This window comes from Synechococcus sp. PCC 7335 (assembly GCF_000155595.1).
GTDB lineage: Bacteria > Cyanobacteriota > Cyanobacteriia > Phormidesmidales > Phormidesmidaceae > Phormidesmis.
This window is the reverse complement of the sequence record NZ_DS989904.1, coordinates 1,619,048-1,643,915: the sequence shown is the minus strand read 5'-3', so window position 1 is coordinate 1,643,915 and position 24,868 is coordinate 1,619,048. Positions and strand designations below refer to the sequence as shown.

24 protein-coding genes and 1 tRNA gene are annotated in these 24,868 nt (G+C 48.3%); 12 read left to right on the top strand and 13 right to left on the bottom strand.

Annotated elements, in window-relative coordinates; genetic code table 11:
• Window positions 1-43: 43 nt before the first annotated feature.
• Together S7335_RS07270 and S7335_RS07265 are read right to left on the bottom strand one after the other, a co-directional pair.
• On the bottom strand, window positions 44-1,303 hold the full coding sequence (locus S7335_RS07270) for a photosystem I reaction center subunit IX (RefSeq protein ID WP_006456314.1): 1,260 nt from the start codon (window positions 1,301-1,303) through the stop codon (window positions 44-46).
• A 123-nt stretch (window positions 1,304-1,426) separates the two neighbouring features.
• Window positions 1,427-2,200, bottom strand: a complete 774-nt coding sequence (locus S7335_RS07265; RefSeq protein WP_006457229.1) for a class I SAM-dependent methyltransferase — start codon at window positions 2,198-2,200, stop codon at window positions 1,427-1,429.
• A gap of 138 nt (window positions 2,201-2,338) precedes the next feature.
• Here S7335_RS07265 and cutA point away from each other — a divergent pair, with 138 nt between their 5' ends.
• A complete protein-coding gene (gene cutA / locus S7335_RS29435; RefSeq protein ID WP_083785051.1) occupies window positions 2,339-2,518 on the top strand; it encodes a divalent cation tolerance protein CutA in 180 nt (59 codons plus the stop codon).
• On the opposite strand, the gene S7335_RS07260 is transcribed toward cutA, so the two are convergent.
• Entirely contained in the window at window positions 2,499-3,035 is a 537-nt protein-coding gene (locus tag S7335_RS07260) for a Uma2 family endonuclease (RefSeq protein ID WP_369791679.1), read from the bottom strand. The two genes, cutA and S7335_RS07260, sit on opposite strands and share 20 nt — an antisense overlap.
• A gap of 108 nt (window positions 3,036-3,143) precedes the next feature.
• Between S7335_RS07260 and S7335_RS07255 the strand changes: the two genes are divergently transcribed.
• The gene (locus S7335_RS07255; RefSeq protein ID WP_006455974.1) at window positions 3,144-5,018 is read left to right on the top strand and encodes an ABC transporter ATP-binding protein; all 1,875 of its coding nucleotides are present in this window, start codon (window positions 3,144-3,146) and stop codon (window positions 5,016-5,018) included.
• Window positions 5,019-5,313: 295 nt separating this feature from the next.
• On the opposite strand, the gene S7335_RS07250 is transcribed toward S7335_RS07255, so the two are convergent.
• Window positions 5,314-6,195 carry an SDR family oxidoreductase gene (locus S7335_RS07250; protein ID WP_006454205.1) on the bottom strand — a complete coding sequence of 294 codons (882 nt, stop codon included), beginning with the start codon at window positions 6,193-6,195 and terminating at the stop codon, window positions 5,314-5,316.
• 208 nt (window positions 6,196-6,403) lie between these two features.
• On the opposite strand from S7335_RS07250, the gene S7335_RS25820 reads away from it, so the two are divergent.
• Complete coding sequence (locus tag S7335_RS25820; RefSeq protein ID WP_157620118.1) at window positions 6,404-7,837, top strand: SpoIID/LytB domain-containing protein; 1,434 nt, start codon at window positions 6,404-6,406, stop codon at window positions 7,835-7,837.
• On the opposite strand, the gene S7335_RS07240 is transcribed toward S7335_RS25820, so the two are convergent.
• Window positions 7,834-8,490, bottom strand: coding sequence for a cyclase family protein (locus tag S7335_RS07240; RefSeq protein WP_006454099.1), 657 nt, complete (start codon window positions 8,488-8,490; stop codon window positions 7,834-7,836). The two genes, S7335_RS25820 and S7335_RS07240, sit on opposite strands and share 4 nt — an antisense overlap.
• A gap of 232 nt (window positions 8,491-8,722) precedes the next feature.
• Between S7335_RS07240 and S7335_RS07235 the strand changes: the two genes are divergently transcribed.
• On the top strand, window positions 8,723-10,198 hold the full coding sequence (locus S7335_RS07235; protein WP_006457441.1) for a hypothetical protein: 1,476 nt from the start codon (window positions 8,723-8,725) through the stop codon (window positions 10,196-10,198).
• A gap of 252 nt (window positions 10,199-10,450) precedes the next feature.
• Window positions 10,451-11,026, top strand: coding sequence for a GNAT family N-acetyltransferase (locus S7335_RS07230; protein WP_006456681.1), 576 nt, complete (start codon window positions 10,451-10,453; stop codon window positions 11,024-11,026).
• 93 nt (window positions 11,027-11,119) lie between these two features.
• Here S7335_RS07230 and S7335_RS26670 read toward each other — a convergent pair whose 3' ends face one another.
• A complete protein-coding gene (locus S7335_RS26670) occupies window positions 11,120-11,326 on the bottom strand; it encodes a hypothetical protein (RefSeq protein WP_071776914.1) in 207 nt (68 codons plus the stop codon).
• Window positions 11,327-11,642: 316 nt separating this feature from the next.
• A complete protein-coding gene (locus S7335_RS07220; RefSeq protein ID WP_006456611.1) occupies window positions 11,643-12,356 on the bottom strand; it encodes an exopolysaccharide biosynthesis protein in 714 nt (237 codons plus the stop codon).
• Between the two features lie 739 nt (window positions 12,357-13,095).
• Between S7335_RS07220 and S7335_RS25815 the strand changes: the two genes are divergently transcribed.
• Window positions 13,096-14,193: a hypothetical protein gene (locus S7335_RS25815; protein ID WP_006455649.1), complete on the top strand. Its 1,098-nt coding sequence runs from the start codon at window positions 13,096-13,098 to the stop codon at window positions 14,191-14,193.
• A 167-nt stretch (window positions 14,194-14,360) separates the two neighbouring features.
• Here the strand turns inward: S7335_RS25815 and ahcY are convergent, their stop codons facing one another.
• The 3 genes from ahcY to panB form a co-directional block, all read right to left on the bottom strand.
• Window positions 14,361-15,773, bottom strand: a complete 1,413-nt coding sequence (gene ahcY, locus S7335_RS07210; protein ID WP_006454416.1) for an adenosylhomocysteinase — start codon at window positions 15,771-15,773, stop codon at window positions 14,361-14,363.
• Between the two features lie 159 nt (window positions 15,774-15,932).
• Window positions 15,933-16,421 (bottom strand): cupin domain-containing protein, encoded by a 489-nt coding sequence (locus S7335_RS07205; RefSeq protein ID WP_038017383.1) that lies wholly within the window; start codon window positions 16,419-16,421, stop codon window positions 15,933-15,935.
• A gap of 22 nt (window positions 16,422-16,443) precedes the next feature.
• A complete protein-coding gene (gene panB / locus S7335_RS07200; RefSeq protein WP_006453712.1) occupies window positions 16,444-17,223 on the bottom strand; it encodes a 3-methyl-2-oxobutanoate hydroxymethyltransferase in 780 nt (259 codons plus the stop codon).
• Between the two features lie 858 nt (window positions 17,224-18,081).
• On the opposite strand from panB, the gene S7335_RS07195 reads away from it, so the two are divergent.
• The 6 genes from S7335_RS07195 to S7335_RS07170 all read left to right on the top strand — a co-directional run bounded on the left by S7335_RS07195 (window position 18,082) and on the right by S7335_RS07170 (window position 23,102).
• Complete coding sequence (locus tag S7335_RS07195) at window positions 18,082-19,512, top strand: form I ribulose bisphosphate carboxylase large subunit (protein ID WP_006456244.1); 1,431 nt, start codon at window positions 18,082-18,084, stop codon at window positions 19,510-19,512.
• A gap of 116 nt (window positions 19,513-19,628) precedes the next feature.
• Window positions 19,629-20,165: a chaperonin family protein RbcX gene (locus tag S7335_RS07190; protein WP_006453850.1), complete on the top strand. Its 537-nt coding sequence runs from the start codon at window positions 19,629-19,631 to the stop codon at window positions 20,163-20,165.
• A 72-nt stretch (window positions 20,166-20,237) separates the two neighbouring features.
• Window positions 20,238-20,588, top strand: a complete 351-nt coding sequence (locus S7335_RS07185; protein ID WP_006454627.1) for a ribulose bisphosphate carboxylase small subunit — start codon at window positions 20,238-20,240, stop codon at window positions 20,586-20,588.
• Window positions 20,589-20,711: 123 nt separating this feature from the next.
• Window positions 20,712-21,122, top strand: a complete 411-nt coding sequence (locus S7335_RS07180; protein WP_006455517.1) for a hypothetical protein — start codon at window positions 20,712-20,714, stop codon at window positions 21,120-21,122.
• A 5-nt stretch (window positions 21,123-21,127) separates the two neighbouring features.
• Entirely contained in the window at window positions 21,128-21,730 is a 603-nt protein-coding gene (locus tag S7335_RS07175; RefSeq protein ID WP_006457083.1) for a GDSL-type esterase/lipase family protein, read from the top strand.
• A gap of 4 nt (window positions 21,731-21,734) precedes the next feature.
• Complete coding sequence (locus S7335_RS07170; RefSeq protein ID WP_006454966.1) at window positions 21,735-23,102, top strand: ribulose bisphosphate carboxylase small subunit; 1,368 nt, start codon at window positions 21,735-21,737, stop codon at window positions 23,100-23,102.
• A 78-nt stretch (window positions 23,103-23,180) separates the two neighbouring features.
• Here S7335_RS07170 and S7335_RS07165 read toward each other — a convergent pair whose 3' ends face one another.
• The 3 genes from S7335_RS07165 to S7335_RS07155 form a co-directional block, all read right to left on the bottom strand.
• Window positions 23,181-23,600, bottom strand: a complete 420-nt coding sequence (locus S7335_RS07165) for a hypothetical protein (RefSeq protein WP_006454162.1) — start codon at window positions 23,598-23,600, stop codon at window positions 23,181-23,183.
• A gap of 135 nt (window positions 23,601-23,735) precedes the next feature.
• A complete protein-coding gene (locus S7335_RS07160) occupies window positions 23,736-24,473 on the bottom strand; it encodes a response regulator transcription factor (protein ID WP_006454722.1) in 738 nt (245 codons plus the stop codon).
• A 323-nt stretch (window positions 24,474-24,796) separates the two neighbouring features.
• Window positions 24,797-24,868 (bottom strand) — tRNA-Asn (locus S7335_RS07155).

Sequence of the window (24,868 nt, the reverse complement as noted above, 5' to 3'; positions counted from 1 at the left end):
AACTTATCGAAGACCAATTACCAAAGACTGAGCAGAGTCGAAGTCAGGAATGGGGACTAAGCAAAGTCGAAGCGGAATCTTCAGCGATTGGCTCGACGAACTCAGAAAGCTTGAACTCAGGGAACCCAGACTCAGAAAACTTAGGCGGTGTCTTTTCACCCACAGTGTGAATACCAAGATTCGCTTGATTCACCACATCAGACCAAGTAGGGACAACAGTCTTCCTAACTGAGATATGCGAGGGCAACTCAAAAGAAAGCCGATCGAAATCAAATGCAGCTAGATCCACACCGATTGCTGCCGACCAGATGCCTGCCACTGGCAAGGCCGCCAAACAAAAATGAACGGCTCTTGAGCTATTGAATTTCGCCCCTCGCCAAAGCAGAGTCTGCTGATAGGCCTGAGCATGTTCAAAACTGTATGTTTTAGCTTTCTTCGGCTTTTGTCTGTCAGTCCCTGTTTTAGTCGTCGTTAGGGCCATCGTTTGGGCCGGAGCGCGACATACGGTTGAAGTCACCAAAGAGCCGTGAACCGCGCACAGCAATGCGCCGCCCAAAACCCCAATCACACCCATCTGATGCAGTGGACTAGCCAAAATATTGTGATCAGCTTGAAACTGCATCATAAAAGTGAACGTGCCTGAGATGCCAAGCGGCATTCCCGACGCAAACCCTCCTTGTCCTACGGGATAAACCAATAGAACCGAAACAGATGCGGCAACAGGGGCAGTAAACGCTAGCGAAATCCAAGGGCGCATCTTAAGGCGGTAGCTCAACTCCCACTCTCTGTCTTGGTAGCTGATAATGCCAATGATGAAATGCAAGACAATGAGCTGATAGGGCCCACCGTTGATCAGCCACTCATCTAAAGAAGCCGCTTCCCAAATCGGATAGAAGTGAAGACCAATTGCAGCGGATGTAGGGACAACCGCTGCCGTAATCAGATTGTTGCCATCGAGCAGAGAGCCCGAAACCATTCGTCCGGTTCCATCCATATCGACAGCAGGCGCAGCAATGATTGCTAGCACAAAGACAATGGCCGCCGTGGCTAAGGTTGGAATAGCCAACATCCCGAACCAACCGATATAGATTCGATTTTCAGTACTTGTTACCCACCGACAAAAGCGCTCCCAGGGGGATAGTGGCTGAGAAGAGGGCCAGAGCGCTCCGGCATTTCTGGTAGTGTTTTCAACGCTAGTATCGGTACTTGTTAAAGGACTTTCGAGATCGATCGCCTGGGCTGGATCGAACGGCTGTTCAAATCCCTCCAAGGCGCTTGTTCTACCAAAGCCAGTTTGTATCATCTCATTTTTCCCTCATCTTCCTGAGGACGCTAAACGGTCGATCAACCTATCCCGATTGATGCCATCAAGAGTAAAAAGGGAAAGTGGAGAACTAATGGAGACGCTGCTTCCCTTCGTAAAAAGTTACAGTGTAGAAGGGCTGATTTGTCCGTAGAACATGCGGGTGGTGTACTTGAAATGGATGCGATCGCTCACACTATGCTCTCGAAATATTTCATTGAGCCTAGCAACCATCTCCTCATGGTTACGCTGGCCGATCTCAGGTACATAAGAAGACGACAGCATTCTGCCTTTTATTCCTTCATAGTCGAAAGTTTGAGTATAGCTAGCTCTCTTTTCATAGATCTCAGACGGACTAAAACAGTCGGATAGAACAGCTCTGTCTATACGTTTGTGATTCACCTGTCCATAGTCAAGTGAATACGTCTTCAATAGCTGCTCGTAAGCAACTAAAAAAGGGGTAGAGCTGGTATCGCGCTCGTTCCAGACCAACATCACCCAGCCAGTAGACTTTAGTATTCGAGCAAACTCGCCCATGGACTGCGAGCGCTCAAACCAATGAAACGCCTGTCCTGCTACGACGAAATCAACACTCTGGTTAGCTAGTGTTGTATTTTCCGCAGTGCCATCGATACTTGTAAACTTTGGATTGTTGCCAAGATACTGTTCCCCGGCGGTCCGCATCTCCAAATTTGGCTCGATTGCAAATACAGAATTGCCATTGGCTATAAACAGTTCGCTAAGGAACCCTGTACCAGAGCCCACATCAGCTATCACCGATGCAGCGGTCAAACCACATTCTTGTTGCAGGGTATTCAGCACTTCTGCAGGATACCGGGGTCGATAGTTGACGTAGTTCTCTACGCGACTAGAAAAGCGCTTGGTTGAATTGAGCATTTGTATTCATTAAGCGTAATTAGGTAACGCTGCTGCTAGTACTTTCTCATATTTGAACATTGAGAATGGCTATAAAGCTTGCTTTAGCTATTCCTGTAAAATTCTGTTCTATAAGAACTTATCTGGTATTAGAAAGAAATATCTAGTCAATATTCAGTTGTAATTACGACAGTAAGTAGCGATAACGCGGCCACGAATCTAGCTGAAGCTCTGTTGAGCAAACAGCTTGCAGCTTGCGTTCAGGTGCTTCCTTTTCCGGGAAACCTTACGAGTACAGACATTCGTTTAGCACAGATTGCTATAAGTGCAGCCAGCTAAACACGTCATTGACAGAAAGCACCAGGTCTAAACCCATCAAAACGGGTAGAGCCTGCGTTTCTCGAAACAACTTTATCTGTGACTCAGAAGAAAGGGTCAATATACTCTCTGCTTCTGGGTCTATCAGCCATCCTAATTCCGTGCCGTGTTCTACGCAGTGTAAAAGCTTCTCTAAGGGTCTGGTTTGAGCTTGATCTGGCGATAGAATTTCGATCGCCCAGTCTGGAGGGCTTTCAAACCGATTTGCAATTCGTCCTGATGAGGTGCGTGGAATTCGCTCCCAACGAAAGATAGATACATCGGGCACAATTGCTGCACCGCCAAACACGCAACGTAATTCCGAAAAGGCTTTAGCGATGCGCTGAGGTTCTGCTGCTTGATCAATGACTTTGCAAAATGACTTTGCAAAGCGCAACCTGTAGTAGACTGTGCTCTCCTTGCGGCATTGCTTTTTGGGTTGCTCGGTGGTTGATGTATTCACTGGCGGGCTGAGTCTCAGGTAGCTGCAGAAATACATCTAGGGTTAAGGGTGGTGCAGAAGCTGGGACCATAGAGCTTGTGCCTGTCATAGCTTTTTCCTATTCTACTATTCTACTGAGGCTGGAGGATTCGCTACGATGGAGAAATGACTTTCACTCATATTCTTCGCTATTTGACAACAAACTCAAAAATTAGTGCGATCGCCCAAAAGCTCTCCAGTTCGATCGCCATTTTCAAAAACATGCCCCGGCTGTTCCGGTTGGTATGGTCTGCAACTCCCCTCTTTCTTTTGATCAGCGTGGTGCTGACCTTAACCAGTTCGCTACTACCAGCCGCGCAAATATACATCAGCAAGCTAATCGTCGATCAAGTCGTGATCTTAGTTGAGGCAGGTGTGGCGGTAGGGGTGATGGTGCAGGCGCTCTTGCCACTAGTCGGCGCAGGATTTAGCCTGTTGGTCTTGCAGGCTATCTTGCAACAGCTCGATAGCTATACGACTCAGGTGATGAGCGATCGCTTCTTGCTCTATGCCAATACAAAGATGTTAGAGCAGGCTACTCGCCTAGATCTGGCCCATTACGAATCATCAGAATTCCACGATATTCTCAACCGTGCCCAGCAGAGTGGCAGCAGTTATCCCATGCGGGTTCTGCGCCTATCGCTAACGTTGTTGGGTCAGGTGACTCGGTTAGTCGGATTGCTGGCGCTGCTCTTGCGGTTTAATTCTTTGGTTTTTGTGCTTTTGTTGCTCAGCGCATTACCGACTTTTTGGGTAAGCGTTCGCTTCTCCGAGCGCCGCTTTTGGATGACCAGAAGGCAAACGCCTAGTCGTAGGTTGGCCGACTACTTTGGCGCTGTTCTAACGGAGCCCAAATATGTCAAAGAAGTCAGGCTGTTCAACTTGGGCAATCATCTTGTGGAGCAATACCACAGCATTCGCGATGAGTTTAATCGTGAGTCTCAGGTCATCGCGCGACGGCAGTCTCTAGCCCAGGTCAGCATCGAAATGGTGGCAGCGATCGCCTTCTACAGCGCCTATGCCCTAGTTCTTTGGGAAGCCATTCGCGGCCTAGTCACCATTGGCGATCTGGCTCTCTATGCAGGCACCTTTCAGCAGGCCCAATCTGCAACCCAAGGCATTCTTACCGCCATTGCTACCCTCTACGAATTTAATCTCTATGTCTCTCAGTACTTTGAATTCCTAGATCTTGCTCCCCAAGTGACTAGCCCCCGAAAGCCCAAGTCTTTCCCAACACCGCTCAAAGAGGGTCTTGTTCTACAAGACGTTTACTTTACTTACCCTGGTAGCGAACAGCCTACGCTAAAAGATATCTCGCTTACCGTCGCTCCGACTGAGTGCATTGCCCTAGTCGGCCTAAACGGATCGGGAAAAACAACTTTGCTCAAGCTTCTAACTCGGCTGTACGACATCGATCGAGGATTGATTACTTTAGACGATATTCCGCTGAGTGCCTTCAGACTTAGCGATCTGCGTCGTAACATCGGCGTTCTCTTTCAAGACTTCGCTCGCTACGCACTCTCTGCTCAAGACAACATCGGCTTTGGCGATTTACCCAATAGAGACAACTCACAGCAAGTCTTTCGAGCAGCGAATGAAGCCGGGGCCGACCCGGTGATCAACGAGTTGGCTCATGGATACGATACCGTGCTGGGCAAAATGTTTACCGGGGGCGTCGATCTTTCAGGCGGTCAGTGGCAGAAGATTGGACTGGCACGGGCGTTTATGTCGCAGGCGCAGGTACTGATCTTAGATGAGCCGACGGCTGCTGTAGATGCGATCGCCGAACACGATCTTTTCGAGCGCTTTCGTCAGCTCACGAGAGGCAAAATGACCTTTCTGGTCAGTCACCGCTTTTCCACCGTTCGCATGGCCGATCGGATTGTCGTTTTAGAAAAAGGCGAGATCATTGAAACAGGTACCCACGAACAGCTCATGAAGAAGCAAGGACGCTACGAGGAGATGTTTCGACTGCAGGCCGAAAGCTATACCACCGTGTAAGCCGCTCATAGGATTTCGGTATGTATGGCTCAAAAAGGAACGGTTTCTCGATAGGATAACGAAAGTAACTTCATTCTTTGTAAGGCGTAATGGATATTCGATTTAAGCTTTGGCTAGGCGTATTTGGTTCACTGCTGGCGCTTTGGCTAGCTGTTAATTTCTTAGTCTAGAAGTCGGCAAGCGCTTTTGCCTGTAGTGCTGTCTGTAGTGCTAGGTTGATAGCTGAGAAGTACGACAATGATCCGTGTCAGTAACCGATAGCTGCTATGCTTCATGCCCTTCCTATATCAGGATATTACGCAGTAGCAAATAGCGTAGCCCAGTCGATTTGTGAGGGGCGATCGCCCTTAGAGATCATCTCAACGGCCTTGTTCTTTGCGGCTTCAATCTCCAAGCACGCGACACAAGCCGCTGCCACGTCAATCCGGCTAGTCTGCCCATTGAGTGTATCGCCCGTTTCCATGACGACACCTAGCTTGCTATCCGTACTCGCCTGCACCAGTGAATTGAAATCTCTAGAGGTGTAGGGGCCATCTGTCAGCTGACCAGGACGAATGATCGTGTAGGGCAGGCCGGAGCGCAAAATCGCCGTTTCACCTTTGCCCTTAGCATCTAGTACGCCATAGGCATTCAAGATAGTGTATGGAAACTGATCTTTTCTAGCTACGCCGCAAGAAGAAACAAAAACGAACCGCTGTAGGTCTTCAGGGGCTGCCTGTACTAGGTTACTCACACCAATGGCATCTACCGCCTCGGGCGTATTACGAGCATGAGCATTGCGGAAGTCTTCGTCCAGATAGACTCTGGCCCAGTTTGTTACCTGCTCTAATGGATTACTTCCAAAGTCCATTTGAAAATCCCACCGAGCAGAGGGCAGAGCCGTTGTCCCAGTCGCACAAATTAAATGCGTAATGCCTTCTGTCGCAGGCGGCAAGGTTGAAGGTTGTCGAATATCACCTACCGCGATCTCAACGTTTCCAGCAAACATACTCTCAGCCTTAGTCGCAGTGCGAGTCAATACCCGAACTCGATAGCCCTCTGCAATCAACTTAGCAACGCTTAGCTGACCCACTCCACCAGTCGCACCGGCCACCAACACTAAACGATGGGAGCCTAAACCGTCTTGTGAACTGCTATTCGAACTGTTGAATTGAACCGATAGGGAGTTTTCGCTCATCAAAAGATACTTGTTTACTCTGTGCCAGATGCCTAGACTGTCTACCAGCAGGCTGCTAAATCACTTAGATAAAGATTAAGATTTCACCAATAGTATGGCCCAACGTGAGTATTTGGTCATTATCTGGCAACGTCAAGCCTTTGCCAACACATTTCCGATGGCGACTTGTCATAATGAACTGTGAATTGCGAATCCTTCGGGTGGCTTCTTGTCTAGAAATATTGAAACCATGCTAAAGCAGTCAAAAATATTGCGCTTACTAACGCCTCGTCAGGCTAGCCAACCGACGGTCAAGACTTCTCAAGCTGCCGAAACCAACAGGGTAGCTTTTGATATTTCCAGTTCACCCTCTAACGAAGCAAAATCTGATAGACCAAAAGCGAAGTCAGCAACTGCTCTGTCTCTACCGGGTAGCATCCAGTCAGACAGCTCTCAGTTAGATAGCTCGAAACTCCTAGGATGGCTCACTATCAGAAAAATATCTATCGGCTTTGGTATTCTCTCTGCCCTAACTGGCTTCGCCTTTACCCAGGATTGGCCCAGCACACTACAGACCAAGCTACAGTCCGATTCGGTGAAGACTCCTCTTAAAAAAATAGGTGATCCAACCGCAGAATTAAATGAGCGTGTCGCTGACCTATTCTTAACTCATCAGATTTTTTACCGGAAGCTAGAGGCCATTAGTGGCGCTGTGGCTACATCTAACCCTGTCGCAGTGCCTGAGACCCCAGGAACTGGCACCGCAGTGCCTGACGCACCTGGTAAAGCTAGCAAGCTTGCTACCGAATCCAACGGCGCAGAATCCAGTGACTCAGAGCCAGCAGTAGAACCAGCACCAAAAGTAGAAAAGGTCACTGCTGCTGCCCCACCCGCTCCGGCTGTTCAGCCCGTATCACTCTCAGGTACAGCCATCGATAGCATCTTAGAGATGCGAGTTGCTTTGGCTAAGGATGTTAGCGCCATCGGCTTCGCAACCTCCCACGGGGGGACGATCGCCGACCTAGATGGTAACCGCCTCAAAACCCTTACACCTGAGACTGCGTCTTTCGCTGAGCTTGATAGCGGTGTTGTAGTGGATGGCGAAACCATGCCTAGCGCCTTTTGGGTCTACCCTGATGAGGGTGGCTATGTCGCTATTGGCAGCAGCTGGTACAGGGGTCGTGTGCTCATCGCCCAGCGTGAACGGGGGCTCATTGCCGTCAACTACGTCCTCTTAGGCGACTATCTATACAGTGTTGTCGGCAGCGAGATGTCTTCTTCTTGGGCAATCGAATCACTCAAGGCGCAGTCTGTTGCCGCGCGTTCCTATGCGCTAACTCACAACATTCATCCTGCTAGCGAAGCCTACTTCGATTTAGACAATACTGAGCGGTTTCAAGCCTACAAGGGTATTGATCGAGAAGACAGCATGACTCAGGCCGCTGTCTTAGCGACTGCTGGCGAATTTATCAGTTATCAAGGAGGCATTGTTGAATCGCTATATGCTGCCTCTCAAGATATTGTGGACGATGCTCACAGCGGTAGTGGGATGAGTCAGCTAGGCGCGAAGGATATGGCAGAACAAGGATACTCCTATCAGGAAATTTTGAGTCACTACTATCCTGGAACGGCGCTGGGACGAATCGAAACAGACCAGAACTAGGGAACCACAGCGTAGGCTCGTACCGGAAAAGTTCCAAACTTTTTTACTTTGACAGGGACGGCACTGAACTTAAACCCGTGCTGAGGAATCTGTTCTAATCCGCACATGTGTTCCACAATCGGAATATCGGCACCCAATAAAACAGAATGGGCTGGACGTGCGCCAGTCGATGTATCGTCAATGTTATAGGAATCGATGCCGACTAGCGTAGCACCCGCATCGCGTAGCCAAATCGCTGCTGCCTCCGTCAAATGCGGATGATCTTCAAAGTATTGGTCAGTTCTCCAATGTTGCGCCCAGCGAGTATGCACTAGCACAGCTTTCCCTTTGATATCGGCATCGCCGAAGATTTCCGGGCCGAGACTAGTTTGCTTGGGGTCCACTCGAAACACAATGCCTTCTAAGTCAGCGATGGTAGACAGCGAAAGCTCTGATAAGTCTTTCCCGTTTGCGTAGCGATGGAAAGGAGAGTCTATATAAGTGCCTGTATTAGCAACCATCTCAAGCTTACCGATATGAAAGGTAGTACCTTCTGAGTAGTAGTCTTTAGAGGCTTCACGCGTGAGGTAGTCGCAAATGATCGGCGCAGGAAGTCCTTTGTAGGTGACCATACCGTCTTCTACTGTATGGCTAAGATCGACAAGCTTCTTCATAGACAAAGATATTGCTACGCTATCAATCTAGCAGCAAGTATGTTGAGAAGTTCAAGATTAGTAACAACCCGCGAGGACGCTCAGAGTCTTTTTACAAGCTAAGGTGACTGTTTAGATGAGCAAGGGCTTGCCAAATACGGAAGGCGCAACTGGCACACTTCCCTTCTACGGTTTGATATAGTCACTGTTTATCATTAGAGAACGAAATTAATTTAGAGAACGAAATTAATCTATGGAGCTATCAAAAGTCCTGACTTGGACTGTTCTACTAGGATACGGATTTACGCTTTTTGGTTTGGTAAAGAAGACGACGCCAGTCAAGGTGACGGCTTCAGAGTTTTTTGAAGGTCATTCTCAGCAAGGACAAGCGCCTGGACTGTGGTTACTCGTCTCTAGCGCGGCAATCTCTTGGATTTTTGCTAAATCTATTGACAATGCCGCTAGCTTAGGCAACGCATTTGGCATCACCGGCGGTATCGGCTATGCCATCTACTACCTCAGTTTTGTGACCGCAGCGATCGCGCTCTACTATATCCGCACCGTCGGTGGGCACAAGTCCATTCCAGAATTTCTGGTTAGTAAGTACGGCAAGGTGTGCGCTCGGTTGTTTTTAGTTGCGATCGCCATCCGTCTGCTCAATGAAGTCTGGTCTAATACCAAAGTCTTTTCGCTCTACTTTGGCGCAGAAGGCAGTGCTGGCTATTGGACTGCTGCCGCTTTAGTGACAACCTTTACTGTCTACTACAGTTTGATTGGCGGCTTGCGATCAAGCTTGCTGACTGACAGCGCTCAAATGCTACTCGCGGCTGTTCTACTTGTTGTCATTCTTAGCACCCTTGGTCCTGGCTTAGCAAACAACGGTCTACCTGTGGTCGATAACGAAACGTCCTTAGCTGGACTTACCTTCTGTGGTCTCGCGGCTGTTCAGATTTTCAGCTATCCATTCCACGATCCAGTAATGACCGATCGCGCCTTCATTACTTCTCCAAAGGTTATGGTCAAAGGCTTTATTCTAGCTGGGATCATCAGCGGTAGCTTCATTCTGTTGTTCAGTTCTGTTGGACTCTATGCCCGCGCCAATGGAATCGAAGGAGCACCTTCTCTGACGGTTCCGGCGCTCTTTGGGTTGCCTATGCTTCTAGTATTCAATGCCATTATGCTTACAAGCGCTGGCTCTACGCTAGATTCGACCTTTTCGAGCGTAGCCAAATTAGGTGCGCGTGATTGGAACAACAAACAAGGTAGACCCACAGAGAACCAAGCAAAATTTGGGCGCTGGTGGATTATTGCGATCGCCCTGCTTGGCAACATTCCGCTCTTCAGCCTTTACATGGGAGATAGAATCGGCCCTGCCGTTATCCAAGCCACCACTATCAGCGGCACGATGGTCATGGGTCTTGCGCCTATTTTCCTACTCTCCTTTATCCGCAAAGCCGGACCACTTAGCTTTCATCTTGCCTTCTGGCCAGGGCTCACCTTTGGGATAATCCGAGTGATTGAAAGCGCGTCTGGCAGCTCAATATTTCCGGCAGCGATTAGTATAGGAAGCGGGAAGTATGCACTTGATCTTGGTGTAAACGTCTACGGCCTAATGCTTTGCGTATTGGGTTACTTATTGGGCGCGATGCTTAGTAAGCCGTCAACTGCTAGGATAACGTCCAAAACTTCTCGGGCCGGAGAGAATTCCTTTGGCGGTTTGTCCCAATAAACCTCTGCTCTGAATACTGTCTTTGCTAGATACCATGATCAGCACTTATTTTGTTCCAGCATCAAAGGTGACAATCATCATTGAACAAAGCTAAGGGTCAAAGCTAAGGTCTAGTCAACTCGCTTGATGTCTGGCCATTTCCTTAAGTATGCATTCAGGTCAATTGTCTTACAACAAGGTAATTGACCTGAATGTTCTTTTTATTGCCGATTACCTAATTATTGATCACTTTGTTGCCAATTGCTTCGTGCCATGGTAAAGATTTACGAGTTAGAGACCGACCGCCTTCGCCTTCGTCAATGGACACAAGCAGATAAGCTGCCTTTTGCTAGATTGAATGGAGATGAGCGAGTCATGGAGTTCTTTCCCCATCCGCTATCTCGTTTGGAAAGTGATGCCTTGGCAGAAAAAATTATGAGTGCATTTGGACAAAGGGGTTGGGGCTGGTGGGCAGTAGAGGTCACAGGAGCACATGACTTTATTGGGTTTGTTGGACTCAACATTCCTTCAGCCGATCTCCCGTTTCAGCCCTGCGTTGAAGTTGGCTGGCGACTCGACTATCCTTACTGGGGATATGGCTATGCATCTGAAGCTGCAAAGGCTGCGCTAGGTTTTGGCTTCGACACCCTGGCGCTAGAGAAGATAGTTTCTTTCACCGCAGTGGTCAACAAACGCTCTGAAGCTGTTATGAGAAAGCTAGGTATGCACAGAGCGCCTGAAACGTTCATGCATCCCAACGTCCCGAAAGATCATGCGCTTAGAGAACACTGCCTCTATGAGCTCAAAAGAACAGACTGGGAAAGTCATACAATGAATACTAAAAAGTAACGAATCATTTTCAACAAAAAAAGGATCTCTGACGATTGTTAGAGATCCCCTACGAAGTAAACTAATTGAAAGGAGAATGGAGGCCAGTGTTTTTTATGCGGCGCAAGGGTTAGCGGCGCAGGGGTCGGCAGAAGCAGCACAAGGATCTGCCTGTGCAGCGCAGGGGTCCGCGGCACATGGATCAGAAGAGACTTCAGCAGCAGCACAGGGATTAGCAAATGACTGGGTATTGAGATTAGCAACAGTTGTCACACCTAGAACGGAAGCTGCGGCTAGAGCAGCCAAATATTGTACTTTCATTGTAAATTCCTAGAGAATGTAATAGTTGAGTTAGTTGCAGCGGGTTGGCTGCAGTAAGCGAATTGCGTTCGCTTGACTTCCTAAACTATGCCGCGATACTCCTGTTACTGAGTGAATGTCTCCTAAAGTCCAGATAAATAGTAGGTTGACAACTTCTAAGGTGCGTATCATCTAAGGTACTTGTTATCTAGCTAAGAAGCTGCTGATTTGGCTACTATAGGTTATGTCTACAGCTGCCTTTTTTAGATACTTCAGAGAAAGGTTTTTGCAATTCTGCAACTATAAACCCTCTTTACATGCTTCCTGTTCCAGCTTCTCATGGTTTTACCCAATCCTTAGCAGCCTCTACAACTTGTTCCATTCCAGCCCTACCTAGGCGAAATACCAGAAATAGAATAGTTGTTGTTGTAGCTGCACTAATTGCACAGACCGTCAGTCCGGCTAGGCTAATCGCACCATCGTCATCAAGCAAGCCAAAGCCAGTGACAAAAATGCCAATAGCAGGCAATGTGTTGGTTAATGGGATCGGAATCATCATAGAGATGGACATAAGTGCGATCGCAATTCCGATCACCATTTGCCCAGTGCGGCTCGTACACACAGGTGTCAACCTCGGTCTGGCCACCATCTCGATTTTTTGCAGCCAGGGAACGCCTTTTTTGACGACACTTTGAACTTGCGATCGCTCAAACCCCTGCTTCCGAAATTTCTCGGGGAACCAAGGTTGCTCACGCCCAACGATCAGTTGAGTTGCTAGCAGAAACATCAGAATTCCAAACGGCGTCGAATACCCCGGCGCAGGAATTGGTAAGGCAGATGGTAGCGATAGCAGCACGAATAGAAAACCAAACGTCCGCTCACCTGCAATACTCAAGATCTCATCGAGCGTTACTTCCTTTGGCTGGGTAACCAGATCGGAGTCACGGACAGACAACTGACTGCTGAAGCTTTCGGTTGGAATATGCTCGGCTGAGCTGTCAGCCACGTCAGCTAGAAAATATCTTTGAAGTTCAACCGATAGTTTGGCCATGGCGAGATCGAGGAGTCGAGTCGTAGTCAATAATAGCGGTCTACGCTCTTTTGCTGCGAGCAATCAACCGCCGTTGTTCTAATTTTCATAACTACAAAGCCGCTAAAGCATCGCGAAAGCTACCTAGACCTGCTTCTAAGTTTTCAATGGTTTGCTTAGCTAGTTCGCCAGGTTCTGGTAGTCCTTCTCAATCTGCTAGGCTTTTGTCTTCCAGCCCAAAAATGTTAAGACAGGTTTTATCGTAACGAACAATAAAACCAAGCTATAAGTTGCTATGCCTATTATGTCAAACCTCTGAATAATATTTAGAGAACTGACAACAACAGAAGTACCCACTTGTGTACTTTCGTGTTCTATACGAGATAGGTAAAATAGCCTGTGTACGAATTCAGGAACAATGATTGCGAAGGCTAAGTCCGCAGTAAGAGACAAATGTAAAAAACCGGCACTCTAAAGAACAAACAACAGGATAAAAAGTGCTTAGCTATCTCGAATGCGACCATTTGAAAAGACGCCTGTGGTGTTCTCCTTATCAATAGAAATCTTGCCTCGTTAGCCCTATATCTTATAGAGACTGAACTTGACCTGTAGAGCATGCTTTGTAGAAGTGATACTCTGCAGCTTTAACTGGACTTAAAAAATCAGATGTATAAAACGAAAAGTGTTTTCTTTTATGCGAGATTCTTGCTTCGACCCACAATGAAAATATCTATCCTAATCAATTATGTAGTCACGAACCATGAAAAAAAATAATACAATTCAGCTTATTGGGCTTAACTCCGGTAATATCTTTCAGCTAGAGATAGACGGTAGCGGCTCTTTGATCAGCAGCAGTGATTTTGGAGGAAACGCGCTGGCAAGTAACAGCGCAGGCCATATTTTTACAGTATCTGGCCTACCGGGCGGTGTTCGTCCCTTAGTAGAAATTGATCCTAAAACTGGGGCTGAAAGCATCGTTACTCAGTTCCAGAATTTGAGCGTAAGAGGTCTAGCGTTTTCTTCGACAGATGAGTTATTCGCAATCAGCAATACAGATTTGAATTCAACTACTGATGAACTATTCAAGTTAAATGTTAACACTGGAGAGCAAATCAACATCGGTACAACCGTTGGATTTAATGGTCTTCAAGCCTTAGATTTCTCTCCTGAAGGAACGCTTTACAGCTGGGATATATCTAAAGGATTAGTTGTTATTGATCCTGAAACGGCTCAAACTACTGATGTCAACGATGCAGTCGGCGCTGATGTAGATATTCAGAGTATTGTTTTCACAGACGATGGCCGTCTGTTCGGCGGCAGAGATGAACTGTATGAGATCGATGTAGAGACGGGCGAGACCACCTTCATTGGCGAGGGTGGTTACGACGATCTTCGAGGGATTGAAGTTCTCGAAGTGAAAAATGAAATCGATGGGACCGGGGATAGAGATGTGCTGATTGGCAAAGCCGGGAACGACATTATCAATGGCTTTGGTGGCAATGACAAGCTAATTGGCAAAGCCGGGAACGACATTATCAATGGCGGCGGCGGCAGAGATCATATTAGAGGTGCTGGCGGCAACGATATTTTAATTGGTGGAAACGGTCTAGATCGCCTTACGGGCAACCAAGGACGCGATATCTTTGTTTTGTCTTTGGGCCAGGGACGCGATATCATTCGAGACTTTAAGAACGGAGTCGACTCTCTTGGTCTTTCCGAGGGTCTCTCTTTCAGCGATCTAGATATTGTCGGTCGAGGTGCCAGTACGTTAATTCGTTACAACAATACAAAGTTAGCAAGTCTATCCCGCGTTGATGCGCATACGATTGGCGCTGAAGATTTTGTCCCATTTCATTAAGCAGCTTATCAACTAGCCATATCTCGTTGTTTGTTGTCCTAGCTTTCCACAAGAAAAACTAGGACAACACTTCTAGACTAAGCCTTGTACAAGTTCAGTCTTTGAACAGTTACGAGGGCTCTGTGGTAGAAAAGCATGGTCTCATGGTCTTGTATGCTGAAATGCCCTTAGTACTTGTAGCTTTCAGTTTTGAATGGGCCTTCTACATTCACATGGATGTAGTCAGCTTGCTCTTCGGTAAGTGTGGTAATGACACCGCCAAAGCCCTGAACCATGTAGCGAGCTACCTCTTCATCTAGCTTCTTCGGCAGAATTTCAACAGTGAGTGCCTCTGCTTTCTCTTCAGCAGCCTTATCTGCAAACTTACGCTCAAACAAGAACATCTGAGCTAGTACCTGGTTCGCAAAAGAACCATCCATCACCCGAGAAGGATGACCTGTGGCATTACCAAGGTTTACCAAGCGGCCTTCAGAAAGCAAGATCAAGAAGTCTTTTGGATCTTCAGAGCGATAGACCTGGTGAACTTGGGGCTTCACTTCTTCCCAACGCCACTCTTTACGCATGAAGGCGGTATCGATTTCGTTGTCAAAGTGGCCGATGTTGCAGACGACAGCGCTGGCTTTTAAGTGCTTGAGAATGTTGGCACCGCAGACGTTGTAGTTGCCAGTCGCGGTAACGACCAAATCGATGTTGGCCAGCAGTTCTTTGTTGATGCTAGCTTCAGTACCGTCATTCTTGCCATCGATATAAGGAGAAACTAGCTCAAAGCCGTCCATGCATGCCTGCATTGCGCAGATCGGATCGACTTCAGCGACTTTTACGATCATGCCTTCTTGACGCAAGGAGGCAACCGAGCCTTTACCCACATCACCATAGCCAATCACTAAGGCTTTCTTTCCAGCCATCAAGTGATCGGTGCCGCGCTTGATCGCATCGTTGAGGCTGTGACGACAGCCGTACTTGTTGTCGTTCTTGGTCTTGGTAACGGCGTCGTTAACGTTGATCGCAGGAATCTTCAGCTCGCCTTTCTCTAGCATTTCATACAGACGGTGAACACCTGTAGTAGTCTCTTCGGTGACCCCGTGAATGCGCTCTAGCATTTGAGGATACGTTTGGTGGATGTGGCCAGTCAGATCACCGCCATCATCGAGGACCATGTTGGCGTCCCACAGTTCGCCATCAGCGTTGTGGCAAGTTTGCTCGATGCACCAGATATATTCTTCTTCGGTTTCACCTTTCCAAGCAAAAACAGGAATGCCCACTGCTGCGATCGCCGCCGCTGCATGATCCTGTGTAGAAAAGATATTGCAAGAAGACCAGCGAACTTCAGCGCCCAGCTCGCAAAGCGTCTCGATCAGTACAGCGGTCTGAATGGTCATGTGAATGCAGCCGATGATCTTCGCGCCCGATAATGGCTTGCTATCGCGATACTTGGCACGAATCGTCATTAGCGCCGGCATTTCACCTTCTGCGATCGCAATTTCCTTTCGGCCCCACTCAGCTAGCGTAATATCAGCCACTTTATAATCGCGCTTGGCCGCAGGTGCGCTATCGGGAACTCGAGTGCTAGTAGCAACCATAGTTAATCGTTAAATGAGTTAAAAAGAGTTGGATGTTTACCTCTGATTAGCTTACCTGCAATAATCCTGAGCTGAGCGTCCAAAGCCCTTTCTAGGCCATCCATTTCACCAATGCATATATATTGACGTTGCTAATCCGGGCTGGCTAATCTTGACTGGCTAAGCCCGAACGTAAGGCGCTAGCTGAGTCCACAGAGACGGAAACCGAACGCGAATATCATCCGCTTTGGCGATGGTCATATCGCGATAGTCAAAACCAGGGGCCACCGCTTCACCTAGCAGGCCATATTCTCCAGCCTCCAATACGGCCGCTTTCCAGTAGCCTTTTGGCACAACTAACTGGGGCCTTTCGCCCTGCTCGATCGCCATTCCAAGCTTGGTCTTCGTGAGATTGCCTTCTAAGTCCACCAGAATATAGGTAATCGGTGCGCCTGCTTGGAAGTAGTGCACAATGTCCGACTGGTTTTGATGCAAGTGATCGATTGGTCGATCGTCTGTGAGCAGATAGTAGATAGAGGTCATCATCGAACGATGCGCCCCTATTCTAGGCGTTTCTATTGCGTCTGATGCTCGATACGTTTCTGAAAAGTAGCCGCCTTCTACATGCTCTATTAGCGATAGCTTTTCGATTAGCGCTTGCTTACTCATAGGCAAATTCATATAGCCAAATTCATAACTTGAACTGATGCGATCGCACCTCTTCACAAAACTGCTGTGCTGCCTCTATTGCCTGCTCGCGCAAGTTCACATACGTCTTGGCAAACGGTGGCTGCCACTCGGAAAGTCCCCACAGATCTGAGGTCACTAGCACCTGGCCATCGCAGCCTGGGCCTGCGCCGATACCGATGGTTGGAATGGTCAGCTTCTCACTGATTTTTCGAGCAAGATCGCTAGGAATATGTTCTAGAACAATAGAGAAAACACCGGCGTCTTCAAGGGCGATCGCCTCACCTAATATCCGCTTAGCATCTTCGTCTGTTTTACCCTGCTTCTGGAAGCTACCAAACGTATAGACAGATTGCGGCGTCAGTCCCACATGCCCCATTACTGGAATGCCCGCTCGCACTACTGATGCAATTGTTTCCACCATGTCGGGATAGCCACCTTCCATTTTCACCGCCTGAGCGCCCGTTTCCTTGAGTACTCTTCCCGCTGCCAATAGCGCCGCTGAACGACTCGCATGATAAGTCAAAAAGGGTAGATCAACCACAACCAAGGTGTTTTGGATCGCCCGGCGCACCATCTTCGTATGGTGCAAAATCTCCTCTAGCGTTAGCGGAATGGTGGTCTCATGCCCCATCACCGGCATCGCCATAGAATCGCCTACTAGCACAATATCTGTTCCTGCCGCCTGCACCATTTGCGCCGACAGATAGTCCCAAGCGGTCAGAACCGCAATCGTCCGGCCTGCTCTTTTCCACTGTGCAAACTGATGCACATTGACGACCATGGCTATTTCTCCTTCCCGCAAGCTGTGGGCCAAAGCCACCGAACTCAACTCAAACAGCTCTCTAACAGCTATACGCCTAACAAGAAACAGGATACCAAGTTCAGAGCTGTCGAGCAGAGTAGAGATTACCGCGCCCCGAAAGCACACATATATCGAAAGAGCTCTCTTATATCGAAAGAGCTCTCTCAAGATCGAAGGCGACCACCCCGCTTCGTCAATTGGCGCTAGCAAAACAGGATTTTGAAGCGTAAATTCTTAAGGCTCTGTTACGGATCGGACATTCCTTACGAAAACGAATTTACCTTGTATGAAGAATAACTGAGTAAAAGAAATAAAAGCGGCAAATCGCTTCAGCCTTTTCCCTCTATCTGCTCAAAAATAACGACCTATGCGGCATTCTTGTTACAGAATGTTACAGATTCTCCTGTACTTATAGATATTTCATGAACGGTTGAAACCCTTCTACATCAACGTTCATTAGTTTTTACTATGAGACTATACAGAACTTCTAAAAGGAAACTTATTGGTGGCCTGATAGTATTCTGAAGAGCATAGGTTAATCTGACAGACTTAATCCCATCGGTTGGTCTGAAGCAAACACCTGACTCCGATCGGCGCGATTTTTACCGCTTTCTGGCAGTATTCCAGAGGTTGTATTGAGATCGCTTATGATCACGCTTCGAACTTCATATTCAGAAAATCGCTTGAGTCCGTCGCTATCACCGTATTGTGGTTAGTGCAGTACTCTCGGGTGTAGGTGTTTGTCTCTTTTCAATGAGATGCATGGAGTTCGGTCAATATCTAGTTTGGTTCGCCCAGAATAGTTCACACAGAATAATAGACAGGAAATAGGGAAATATGTCCTACTCACAGACTCAGTCCAAGTCGGGCGCTGGCTACGATGCTGGCGTACAGGATTATAGACTGACTTACTACGCTCCGGACTACACGCCCAGGGATACAGATATTTTGGCTGCTTTTCGGATGACGCCTCAGCCTGGCGTCCCACCTGAAGAGTGTGCCGCAGCGGTTGCAGCAGAATCTTCTACAGGTACTTGGACCACTGTCTGGACTGACTTGCTCACCGACATGGACCGCTACCGTGGACGCTGCTACGATATCGAGCCTGTACCCGGCGAAGATAATCAGTACATCGCTTACGTTGCCTATCCTCTCGATCTGTTTGAAGAAGGTTCTGTAACTAACCTGCTCACGTCCTTGGTGGGTAACGTATTTGGCTTTAAAGCACTGCGCGCTCTGCGGCTGGAAGATTTGCGGATTCCAGTTGCCTACGTCAAGACGTTCCAAGGCCCCCCTCACGGTATTCAAGTTGAGCGCGATCGCATCAACAAGTATGGTCGTCCTCTGCTCGGCTGTACAATCAAGCCTAAACTAGGTCTTTCCGCTAAGAACTATGGCCGTGCGGTTTACGAATGTCTCCGTGGCGGTCTCGATTTCACCAAAGATGACGAGAACATCAACTCACAGCCTTTCCAACGGTGGCGTGATCGATTCTTGTTCGTAGCCGATGCAATCCACAAGTCTCAGGCAGAAACAGGCGAAATCAAGGGCCACTACCTGAACGTGACCGCTGCGACTTGCGAAGAAATGATGAAGCGGGCTGCGTATGCGAAAGAACTTGAGATGCCCATCGTCATGCATGACTTCCTCACGGGCGGCTTCACTGCTAACACTACGCTGGCTCACTGGTGCCGCGACAACGGCATACTTCTGCACATCCACCGGGCAATGCACGCTGTTATCGACCGTCAGAAGAACCACGGTATTCACTTCCGCGTATTGGCGAAGTGCCTACGGATGTCTGGTGGTGACCATATTCACACAGGTACTGTTGTCGGTAAGCTCGAAGGCGACAGAGCCGGTACGTTGGGCTTCGTTGACTTGCTGCGTGAGAACTACATTGAGCAGGATAAGTCTCGTGGTGTTTACTTCACCCAAGACTGGGCTTCTATGCCAGGTGTAATGGCGGTTGCCTCCGGTGGTATTCACGTATGGCACATGCCTGCCTTGGTTGAAATCTTCGGCGACGACTCTGTCCTTCAGTTTGGGGGTGGTACTTTGGGTCACCCTTGGGGTAATGCGCCAGGTGCAACGGCTAACCGAGTTGCGCTTGAAGCCTGCGTTCAGGCGCGTAACGAGGGCCGCAACCTGGCTCGTGAGGGTGGCGATATCATCCGTGAAGCCTGCAAGTGGTCCCCAGAACTAGCTGCGGCTTGCGAACTGTGGAAAGAGATCAAGTTCGAGTTCGACACCGTAGACACTATCTAGTAGACACGGTCTGATTGAGGCTCTCTGCGCTTGAGGCTCTGGTCTGTCAAGTGTAGGGAGCAAATCCTAGATAGCAGTATCGGTCAGAACAGTTACTGCAGTGTCCTTAAGGGACAATGGCTGACGAAGCAGATTTATCGGCACGCTTTCCCCAAAATGCCTCCAGTATGGATCTCAAGCGAATTGCAAAGGATACGGCTCAGGTACTTAAGAGCTACCTTACCTATCAAGCGGTTCGTATCGTGTTAGGCCAACTTAAAGAAACCAATCTACCTCGGCACCGCTGGCTCCATGAGTTCTCGAGTCGTGAAAAACTTCAAGATGGCGAAGCCTATATCAAAAGCCTGTTTCGAGAGGCGCCTGATCTGGCCTTAAGGGTTATGACAGTGCGTCTTCATGTGGCAGAAGAAGTCTCTGAGTTTCTACCTGAGATGGTAACCACTCAAATTCAACAGGCCAACATAGAGCATCGCAAAAAGCATCTCGAGAAAATCACCCAAATGACCTCAGAAGAATTAGCCGCTAGTGTAGATAAGTTAGAAAGAGGTAATTCAAAGGTCTCTGAAGATACATCCTCTTTCCCTAACGCAGACATCACCGATGTCGATACCAGTAATCCCAATGATGCTGACCCGCCGGATAAAGCTATCTAGCTCAATGAATTGACTCAATTAGTCTAAATTCAGATTCAAATTTTCAGCCCAAATTTTCACCTAAAAGAAACCATGAAAACTCTGCCTAAAGAGCGTCGGTACGAAACTCTCTCCTACTTGCCTCCGCTTACTGATCAGCAAATCGAAAAGCAGATCAACTACTGTCTGCAGATGGGCTATATTCCTGCCGTTGAATTCAACGAAACATCAGAGCCTGAAGCCTACTACTGGACAATGTGGAAGCTGCCTTTGTTCGGCGCTAACAACACTCGCGCTGTTTTGGATGAAATCCAAGCTTGTCGCTCCGAGTACGGCAACTGCTTCATCCGCGTAGTTGGTTTTGACAACGTCAAGCAGTGCCAAGCTGTGAGCTTTATTGTTCACAAGCCCGGTAGTAATAACAGCAGTGGCTACCGCTACTAAGTATCTGTCAGTTATGAATGTAACTTGACTGTGGGGGAGAGTAGTCAACTACTCTCCCTTTATATTGTCTATTTTGTTGTTGATCGGCTATGCAGTGAAAGCTACGCCGAGGAGAGAAGCCCTATGTCGCAGACAGAGCGTTTGGTAATGCTAGCTGAAGATCAGCTCACTGAATATAGTACTGATGCTAGAAAGATTGAAAAGCTGCGGCAGAAGATTGCACTATCGGTTTCGCCTTCTCAGCAGAAGCAGGTAAAAGAAGAGCTAGAAGGGCAGCTGAATCAAAACTTTTTTGACGATATTTTGCTGAAGCAGCGGCAGGCGGTGGCATTGCCTTTTTGGGGAATTGCGGGACTAGGGCTGTTGTTTGGCATCTCGTTTACACAGCCAGTCGATTTTATCGCCACTGGGATTGGAGGGGCGATCGCCATCCTCATCCAAAAAAGGGGCTGGAAGCTGCAGGCAAAAGACCTTGTAGTACAGGCACTGACTCAGATTGAAGAGCGCACTCAAGCAGCCAAAGCAGCACAATAGGCGGCATGAAAGATATTCGCATTTGCTTTTTTGGAGACTCCTTTGTCGCTGGCACAGGCGATCCGACCTATCTAGGCTGGGTGGGTAGAGCCTGCGCCGCCATGACCTCGCCTCACTACAATCTCACTGTCTACAACCTGGGCATCCGCGGCAATACTAGTGAACAGATAGAAGTACGGTGGTTAGCTGAAGCTGCCAAAAGGTTTCCTAGTGAAACTGACAATCGCGTAGTGTTCTCGTTTGGCACGAACGACAACAGAGTAGAAAATGGGATTCGGTTTGTAGAAGAGAAAGATTCTGTACTGTGCGCACGGCGCATCCTTACCCAGGCAAAGGCGATGTTTCCGTCATTGCTGATTGGACCGCCGCCAGTTGCCGATGAGAATATGAACTACCGGGCCAAAACAGTATCTGCGAACTACAGCGATCTATGCGCTGAACTAGATGTGCCCTATCTAGATGTCTATCAACCTCTACATAAAAATGCGCTGTGGATGCAGGAAGTTGCGGCAGTCGATGGAGCGCATCCGGGTGCATCTGGCTACTTAGCCCTGTCTCAGCTCATTACCCAGTGGTCAGCCTGGCAGAGCTGGTTCGCTCAAGATTAGTTCTATGACTTACTACATCGCGCCTAGGTTCCTCAACAAGCTGGCTGTCCACATCACCAAGAACTACTTAGACTTACCCCAAGTTAAAGTGCCTCTGATTTTAGGCATCCACGGACGAAAAGGTGAAGGCAAAACATTTCAGTGCGAGCTAGTTTTTGAGCGGATGGGCGTAGAGGTTGTCCATATTTCAGGTGGTGAGCTAGAAAGCCCAGATGCGGGTGATCCCGCTCGGCTGATCAGATTGCGCTATCGCGAGGCGGCCGAGCTGGTGCGAGTTCGCGGGCGGATGGCGGTGCTAATGATCAATGATCTAGATGCCGGGGCTGGTCGGTTTGATCGGATGACGCAGTACACCGTGAATACGCAGCTTGTAAACAACACGCTAATGAATATTGCGGACAATCCAACCAATGTGCAGCTTCCAGGTAGCTACGACGAGAAAGCGCTGCCGAGAATTCCAATTATTGCGACGGGAAACGACTTTGCCACACTGTACGCGCCGCTGATTCGAGATGGCCGGATGCAGAAATTCTATTGGCAGCCTAGCGAAGAAGATAGGGTAGGAATTGTGGGCGGTATGTTTGCTGGCGATGGACTATCGGCTGAGGATATTGAGCAGCTGGTGAAGCAGTTCAAAGATCAGGCAGTTGATTTCTTTGGGGCAGTGCGATCGCAGCTATACGATGAACAAATTACTCGTTTCATAGAGCAGGTTGGTATCGAAAAAGTAGCTACTAACGTCGTCAACACGCCCCAAAAACCCACCTTCAACCGTCCTCACTTCACTCTTGATCACCTCGTAGCAGCAGGCAATACCCTGGTCGAAGAACAAGATCGCGTCCGTACTATGGGCCTAGTCAACGAATACAACCAGGCATTAACCCCCCGAAACTCTAGCTGGGAGCACATGCGCCCTCGTAGAGATCCTGAGCTACTTACCCCACCCGCTAACAATGGACTGACGCCCTACGGTATGGGTAGTGAACAGACTGCAGCTAAAGAATCATCTCCGTGGCAAAGGCTAAGAGAAGCACGTATCGCCCGCTCTATTCAACCCTCTTCGAATGCTAATGGTAGCGAGCAGCCAAGTCGGTCATCGAGTTTGTCGTCACTGTCTTCTACAGTTCAGCAGCAGCTACAAAGTGTCTTGTCTTCGGGCGATCGCATCGCTATAGAACACAGCGATCAACGCCGATTTCGAATGAACTCGTGGCAACCCTACGCTGCAGTCGATACTGCTAACCAGGTAGAAGCCAAAGAGCGCCTACAACATTGCCTATCAGAATTTTCCAATTACTACATTCGGCTCATCGGCATCAACACCCGCACTAAGCAGCGCACCGCAGAGCTTATCGTTCATCGGCCTGACTAATTTCTAGAGCTGAACTTTAGCGCTAATTGCAAACCTACTTTCAACCCATATCCGGCGCAGCGCCACTATCCCGTAACTCTAGTCTGTAGCTTCCAAGTGCTGCCGTAGTCGAATCAATCCAGCTGTCTGAGCTAGATTTAATGGTAGTAGCGAAATTCCCTCGATTCGTGATTGCACCCACCCATCGCCCCACTGCCATTCGTGAAAGCCATCAATTCCTCCACTCAATAAAAATCGGATGCCATTCGGGGCAATTAGCTCAACTTGATGGTCGATATGTCCGAACTCTAGCTTGATAGAGGACGACAACCCAACAGCACTTTTAAAAGATTGGCCCACTGTTAACGGTGTCTTCAAATTGCCCATGGTCACGCCGTAGATCTGCTGAGGCTTCATCCATCGCCGAAGGTTCTCTAGCTGAGTTAAGCTCTGGCCAATTTGCTCAGCAGTTGCTGCGATCTCAATGCGTACTTTGCTCTGTTGATAAGTTCCAAACATTTCAATTACTCCAAATAAAATTCCCGCAAAGCCAATGTTTGCGGGAAGCATTCAATCAACAGCTGTTCAGGCTCGTCCGTTATCTCAACAGGTGGTCCTCAAAATATGTACCCTTGAGCTTTGGCTACCAACTTCCTAGGCAGTTGCAGCTTGTTCTGGCTTTAGAGTAGCTTCAGCTGGCAGCTCTAGGCAGTAACCAGCGCCATAAACTGTCTTGATATACTGAGGATGTCTCGGATCGGGCTCTAGCTTCGTACGCAGATGCCTGACATGTACGCGAATCGTCTCGATGTCGTCGTTAGGATCGTAGCCCCAGACCTCTTTCAAAATCTCGCTAGGCGAAACAGTTTGGCCGTGTCTTTGTAGTAGACAGTGAAGCAGCTCAAATTCCAGGTGAGTTAGCTTTACAGTTTTATCTAGCCAAATCGCTTCAAATCTTTCAGGGACTAACGTCAGCGGCCCATAGCTTAGAATTTCGCTGTGCTTGGCTGCCTGTGGGATGCGATCGGTACGTCTAAGCAAAGCTCTGACTCTCGCTAGCATCTCCTCTAACTCAAACGGCTTGGTCAGATAGTCATCAGCTCCTGCATTAAACCCATCGACTTTGTTTTGGGTTTCACCTAAAGCTGTCAGCATCAACACCGGAATGTCAGCCGTACGGTCATCTCTGCGTAGTCGCTGACAAACTGTAAAGCCATCTACTTTTGGCAACATCAAGTCAAGCATGATCAGATCAGGTACCAACTGGACAGCCAAGGCCTGTCCTTTAATACCATCGTTAGCTTGAGTAGTGTCATATCCAGCCATCTCCAAGTTGATGGAAACAAGCTCAACGATAGCAGGATCATCATCAATGACAAGTATACGAGGCATATTATTATAAGGTGTTGATTATTGGACAAGGCTACCATTTCCGCTAACCTTAGAGGGTGTATTTGACCACCTAGTCTAGCTATACTCGACGAATTAAGCCCGCATTGTCAAAATATCTTTTTCAGGAAAAAATAATACTCCTTCGGTCTATATTAAGCGTTTGTCATACTCTAGCTTAAGCCGCTTAAGCTTTGCTTAATACTCCTTCGCTTATTCTTATATCGTAATATTGATAGATAGGACAGTACGTAGGTCGTTTGTCCGAATAAGACATGAACGATCCTGCACGGTAGTCCTGTACGGTAGAAAATATTGAACTAAAACTCCCCAGGTAGGATTCGAACCTACGACCAATCGATTAACAGTCGACCGCTCTACCACTGAGCTACTGAGGA